Raw genomic sequence first — 6,000 nt, forward strand, 5'->3', positions numbered from 1 at the left:
TTAAGCCTGCCGCCATTGCATGCGGATGGAATTTGTGTATAATATAAACTAGGTAAATTTGTTGCTTTTCACAAAAAGCGGATTGGAGTATCTGACTATGCTGCGTAAAACAAAAATCGTCTGCACGCTGGGACCTTCCACAGATCAGGAAGGCGTGATGCGCAATATGATCGTGAGCGGGATGAATGTCGCCCGTTTCAATTTTTCCCACGGCTCCCACGAGGAACACGCCGCCCGGCTGGCCAAGCTGCGCGCACTGCGCGACGAGCTGTGTATGCCTGTGGCCGCCCTGCTGGATACCAAAGGCCCTGAGATCCGCCTGAAGAATTTTAAAAACGGCAAGGTCACGCTGAAAGCCGGTCAGACATTTACGCTTACCACGCGCGATGTTGAAGGCGACGAAAACATCTGTTCCATCACCTACAAAGAACTGCCGCAGGACCTCACGCCCGGCGCGCGTGTGCTGCTGGACGACGGCCTTGTCGGCATGAAGGTGGACGCTATTCAGGGCGACGACATTATCTGCACCGTGCAGAACGGCGGCCCGGTCTCCAACCATAAGGGCGTGAATGTGCCCGGCACCAAGCTCTCGATGCCGTATATGAGCGCGCAGGACCGCGATGACATCCTGTTTGGTATTGAGCAGGGCTTTGACTTCATCGCAGCCTCCTTTGTACGCAGCGCCGCCGATATATTGGAGATTCGCCGCCTGCTGGACAGCCGAAAATGTGATTTCATCAAAATCGTGGCCAAGATCGAAAACCACGAAGGCGTGGAAAACATCGACGAGATCCTCAACGTGGCCGACGGCATTATGGTGGCGCGCGGCGATATGGGCGTGGAGATCGACTTTACCGAGATCCCCATCATCCAGAAAGACATCATCTGGCGCGGTTATAACGCCGGAAAGCCCGTCATCACAGCCACGCAGATGCTGGACAGTATGATAGAGCACCCCCGTCCCACCCGCGCTGAGATCACCGATGTCGCCAACGCCATTTACGACGGCACCTCCGCCATTATGCTCTCCGGCGAAACGGCTGCCGGGCGCTGGCCTGTGGAGGCTGTGCGCACCATGTCCGCCATCGCCGAACGCACCGAGAGCGACATCAATTATGACAAACGCCTGAAAATGCGCACTATGGAGGGGCAGCTGAGCGTGGCGGGCGCCGTCGCCCACGCGGCCTGCACCACGGCCATGGATATCAAGGCAAACGCCATCATCACTGTAAGCAAAAGCGGCGAAACAGCCCGCCTGCTGTGCAAATACCGCCCCGAGACGCCCATCATCGCCTGTGTGCTGACAGAACAGGTATACCGCCAGCTCACACTTTCCTGGGGAATCACACCGATCATGATGGAATATGCGCACGACACAGATGAACTGATCGAAAAAGCCGTTTCGACCTCCCAGAGTGCGGGCCTTGTGCAGGACGGGGACCTGGTGGTCATCACTGCGGGCGTCCCTGTGGGCATCTCCGGCACTACCAATATGATCAAGGCCCATCTCGTGGGCGATGCGCTCCTGTCCGGCATCGGCATCGGCAAACGCAACGGCGTCGGTGTTGCCTGTGTGTGCCGCAGTGATGACGAGGTGCGCAGCAAATTCAAGCCCGGCAATGTGCTGGTCGTCCCGGCAACGAACAACAATATGCTGGATTCCATCCGCGACGCCTCCGCCATCATCGCCGAAGAGGCGGGCGTTAATTCCCACGCCGCCATCGTTGGCCTTACGCTGGGCAAACCGGTTGTCGTGGGCGCGGCGGGCGCTACCCGCAAGCTGCACGACGGTGTGCGCGTTTCGGTGGACGGAGAGCGCGGCGTGGTGCATTCGATGCCCCAATAAGCAATATTTTTGACCGGATTGGAGGAACAGCAATGGAACGGATCGCAAGCTTTTGTGTGGATCACACCCGGCTCGAGCGCGGCATGTATATCTCCCGTGTGGACGGCGATGTGGTCACTTATGACATTCGCATGAAAAAACCGAATCAGGGCGATTATCTGGCCAACGGAGCGCTGCACACCATTGAGCATCTGTTCGCCACCTACGCCCGCAACTCGGTATATGGCCCCGGCGTCATCTATGTCGGGCCCATGGGCTGCCGCACCGGGTTCTATCTGCTCACCCGCGGCTTGTCCCACGCAGACGCCATCCGGCTGGTGCAGGACAGCTTTCGCTTTATGACGGATTATGCGGGCGATATCCCCGGTGCCTCCGAAATTGAATGCGGCAATTACCGTGAGCAGGACCTGCCCGGAGCGAACCGGGAAGCGCGGGCCATGCTCCCGGTTCTAAAGGAATGGACGGAGGAACGTCTGCAGTACGAGGCATAAAGTGTGTTTTATCTGTGCCGCCGGTTTCTTTGCCGCTGCCTATATAAAAGCGCGGCGTCTCGAATGAGACGCCGCGCTTATTTTTCGATGGGTGCGTATCAGCCTTCCAAACTTTCCAATTCTGCGCGCAGAGCGGCAAGCGTCTCCGCTTTCCGCTCCGGCGCGCCGTGGCCCGGCACATACAGCTTGAACTCCATTGCTTCCACCGACGCAAGGTAACGCTTCAGCCGTGCTTTATCATAACCGCCGTCAAGGCTGTAAAAATCCCCGCAGTCCGCATCCCCGGCAAATAAAATCCCCTGTTCCGGCACATGCACCAGAACGCAATCTCTTTCATGGGGCGCTTCGGTTTGCAGCAGCACACAGTGTACACCGCCCAAATCAATGGACAGGCGTCCATGAAACACAAGGCCGGCCGGTACGACGCTGATTTCTTTCCTGTCGGGATATTCGGCACGGATATGCTTGTCACAGAATTCAATTTCTTCACCCGTCCGCAGGCGTTCCCGCATGGCTTCTTCGCTCCACTTCCAGCGTGAAGCCCTGCATAGCATTTCGTTCGTGGCCTCGCACGCGATGGCCGCGCCGTCCACCGCATGAAGGCCAAACGTATGGTCCCAATGCCAGTGGGTCAGCACCGTAAAATCCGGCCGTCGAAGCTCCGCGGCGTCCAGCGCCGCATAAAATTTTTCCACATGACGGCGGGAATTTCCCGCATCCACGGCAAAGGAGTACCGCTCTCCCCGGATATACCCCAGCACAGGACGATCCGCCGGTTCTTCATGCGGCAAATAAAATACCCGCTCCGTAAGCTGCCGCAGACCTCTATTCACACTGCATCACCCCAAAACCTCCCGGGCGATATCCACAGACTGTTTCGCGTCTTTTGCATAGTAATCTGCGCCGATGTGCATTGCATATTCCGGTGTAAGCACCGCGCCGCCCACCATCACCCGGCAGGAAAGCCCGGCCCTGCGCAGCGCACAGATGGTTTCTTCCATACTGCCCAGCGTGGTAGTCATCAGCGCACTGAGGCCCACCAATCGTACGCCATGCTCCTGCGCTGCTTTTACCACGGTTTCCGCAGGCACGTCGCGCCCCAGGTCCAGCACGTCATAGCCGTAATTTTCCAAAAGCGTTTTAACGATATTCTTTCCAATATCATGAATGTCGCCTTTTACGGTCGCCACAATAATTTTCCCTTTGCCGCCGCTCTTTTTTCCCGACGCCGCGATCGCATCCTTTACGACTTCAAACGCCGCCTGCGCCGCGCCTGCGGACTGCAGAAGCTGCGGCAGGAACAATACGCCCTTTTCAAAACCGGCGCCCACCGTGTCCAACGCCGGAATGAGCACCTCATTGACAAGCTCCTCCGGGCTTTTCGCCTGTAATGCGGTGCGTGCCGCCTGCGCCGCAGCCGCTTTCAGTCCCTGAAGCACCGCGTCGTACAGAGTAACAATCTGTTGTGCCGCAGGCTGCACCGCTGCCTGTCCGGCGTAACGGGCCAGATACTCCCTGGAGTCCCTGTCGATATTGTACAGCACCTTGAAGCTGGCCACCGCCGCCATCATTGCCTCTGCGTTGGGATTGATGATCGGCAGATCCAGGCCGTGTGCCATTGCCAGTGTGAGGAAGCTGGTGTTCACCTGTTCCCGGCAGGGCAGCCCAAAAGAAATGTTGGAAACGCCCAGTACCGTTTTAACGCCCAAACGCTCTTTCACCATGCGCACGGCTTTCAGAGTTTCCCGCACCGCTTCCTGCTGGGCGCTGGCCGTAAGAGTAAGGCAGTCGATATATACGTCTTCCCGCGGGATGCCTGCGGCTTCGGCCGCGGCCACGATTTTTTGCGCCAGTGCAAACCGCTGCTCCGCCAGCGCCGGGATACCGTTTTCATCCAGCGTCAGGCCTACGACCGCAGCTCCGTATTTTTTGCAGATGGGAAGGAGACGGTCCAGCACCGCCTGTTCCCCGTTTACCGAGTTGACGATAGGCTTGCCGTTGTATACCCGAAGCCCCGCTTCCAGAACATCCGCGCGGGTGGAATCGAGCTGCAGAGGCAGATCGCACACGCTCTGCACAGCCTTTACAGCACGGATCATCATTTCCTGTTCATCAATTTCCGGCAGGCCCACATTTATGTCCAGGATATCCGCGCCCGCGCCCGCCTGCTCCACCGCTTGGGAAAGGATATAATCCATATCTCCGTCCCGAAGCGCCTCTTTAAAACGCTTTTTTCCCGTGGGATTGATTCGTTCGCCTATCACACGTACAGTGTCGATTTCCACAGTGCGTGTCGGAGTACACACGGCACTGCGCCGCACAGGCTCCCGGTGCACAGGCGTGTCCTGCTTAAAAGCCTTGGCAAGCAGCGCCAGATATTCGGGCGTAGTACCGCAGCACCCTCCTACCGCCGAAATTCCCAGCGCCTTGAAGCGCTCCAGTTCATCACAAAATTCCTTCGGGCCGATGCTGTACCTTCCGGTGGCCGGGTCCGGCAGGCCCGCATTGGGTTTGATGAACACCGGCAGGCTGGTTGCGGCGCACAGCCGCTGCGCCATTGGATAGATTTCCGCCGGGCCCAATGAGCAGTTGATGCCCACGCCGTCCGCCCCGAGCCCCTCCGCGGTGATCGCGAAAGACTCCACGGTGCAGCCTGTGAACGTGCGTCCGTTTTCCTCAAACGTCATGGAAACAAGCACCGGAAGAGGTGTGTTTTCTTTTGCCGCCAAAACCGCTGCTTTTATCTCATACAAGTCTGTCATTGTGGCGAATTTCACCAGATCCGCTCCGGCACGCCAGCCCACCAGGACAATTTCCTTGTAAATCTCGTACGCTTCTTCAAATTTCAGCGCGCCTGCGGGCTCCAGAAGTTCGCCTATGGGGCCAACGTCCAGCATCACACGCGCCGCGGTTCCGGCCGCAGCACGTTTTGCCGTCCCAATGCCTGCGGCGACCACTTCTTCCACCGTATAGCCGCAGCCGGCCAGCTTTTTCGCGTTGGACCCAAACGTATTGGCGCAAATCAAATCACTGCCGGCCTCCACATATGCCCGATTGATGCGCTCTACTACATCAGGATGTGTGATGGAAAGCAGATCCGGCCTTTCCCCCAGCTTGAGGCCGCTTTTCTGGAGCATCGTCCCCATCGCGCCGTCCAACAGCCAATAGCGTTTCCCGTCAAATATTTTATTCACAGGTCTTCCCCTCCTTACGGTAAGCGCAACGTTCACGCAGCGCACAGTTTGCGCAGCCCGCACGACGGCCCGTCACCGGATGACCGGCCACGCCCAAAACAGCCGTAACGCTCTTGCGCGGCGTCAGCAGATGCGCCGGAGTGGCGCACAGGCCGATTTTTCGCGGTGCATCCAGCAAACGCAGCAGATCGTTCTGCACGGCGATGGGATAATCGCCGTATCCAGGAGAAAAACGCCCCGTCAAAAACTGCCCTTCCTCCCGTTCCTCATTGCGCAGCGTCTGTTCAGCGGCATCGGCCGTCTGCTCCACCGCCACAGAAGCCAGCGCGTCCAACACCACAGCATACGCCATATCGGACGCGCCCGCAGCACGCAGGGCCGCATCTACTCCGGCGCCCAGTGTACATGCCAGGAGCACACAGCTCCCGCACCCTTCCAGATGCCGCAGGATATCGTTTCCCTGCAAATA

Annotated in this window: 5 protein-coding genes; 2 read left to right on the plus strand and 3 right to left on the minus strand. The window is 58.2% G+C overall.

Annotated elements, in window-relative coordinates:
• The first annotated feature begins 100 nt into the window (after window positions 1–100).
• Window positions 101–1,846 carry a pyruvate kinase gene (gene pyk, locus IIY41_RS11910; protein WP_177330712.1) on the plus strand — a complete coding sequence of 582 codons (1,746 nt, stop codon included), beginning with the start codon at window positions 101–103 and terminating at the stop codon, window positions 1,844–1,846.
• A 32-nt stretch (window positions 1,847–1,878) separates the two neighbouring features.
• The gene (locus tag IIY41_RS11915) at window positions 1,879–2,337 is read left to right on the plus strand and encodes an S-ribosylhomocysteine lyase (protein WP_055080770.1); all 459 of its coding nucleotides are present in this window, start codon (window positions 1,879–1,881) and stop codon (window positions 2,335–2,337) included.
• 98 nt (window positions 2,338–2,435) lie between these two features.
• Here the strand turns inward: IIY41_RS11915 and IIY41_RS11920 are convergent, their stop codons facing one another.
• From IIY41_RS11920 to IIY41_RS11930, 3 genes are all read right to left on the minus strand, one after another.
• Entirely contained in the window at window positions 2,436–3,170 is a 735-nt protein-coding gene (locus IIY41_RS11920) for an MBL fold metallo-hydrolase (RefSeq protein ID WP_069971770.1), read from the minus strand.
• A gap of 6 nt (window positions 3,171–3,176) precedes the next feature.
• Window positions 3,177–5,531: a homocysteine S-methyltransferase family protein gene (locus IIY41_RS11925; protein ID WP_256290942.1), complete on the minus strand. Its 2,355-nt coding sequence runs from the start codon at window positions 5,529–5,531 to the stop codon at window positions 3,177–3,179.
• On the minus strand, window positions 5,524–6,000 hold a 477-nt coding region (locus tag IIY41_RS11930; protein WP_287400906.1), incomplete at its 5' end, for a vitamin B12 dependent-methionine synthase activation domain-containing protein. The genes IIY41_RS11925 and IIY41_RS11930, both read right to left, overlap by 8 nt.

Origin of the sequence: Ruthenibacterium sp. (genome assembly GCF_017421385.1) — a bacterium.
GTDB lineage: Bacteria > Bacillota > Clostridia > Oscillospirales > Ruminococcaceae > Ruthenibacterium > Ruthenibacterium lactatiformans.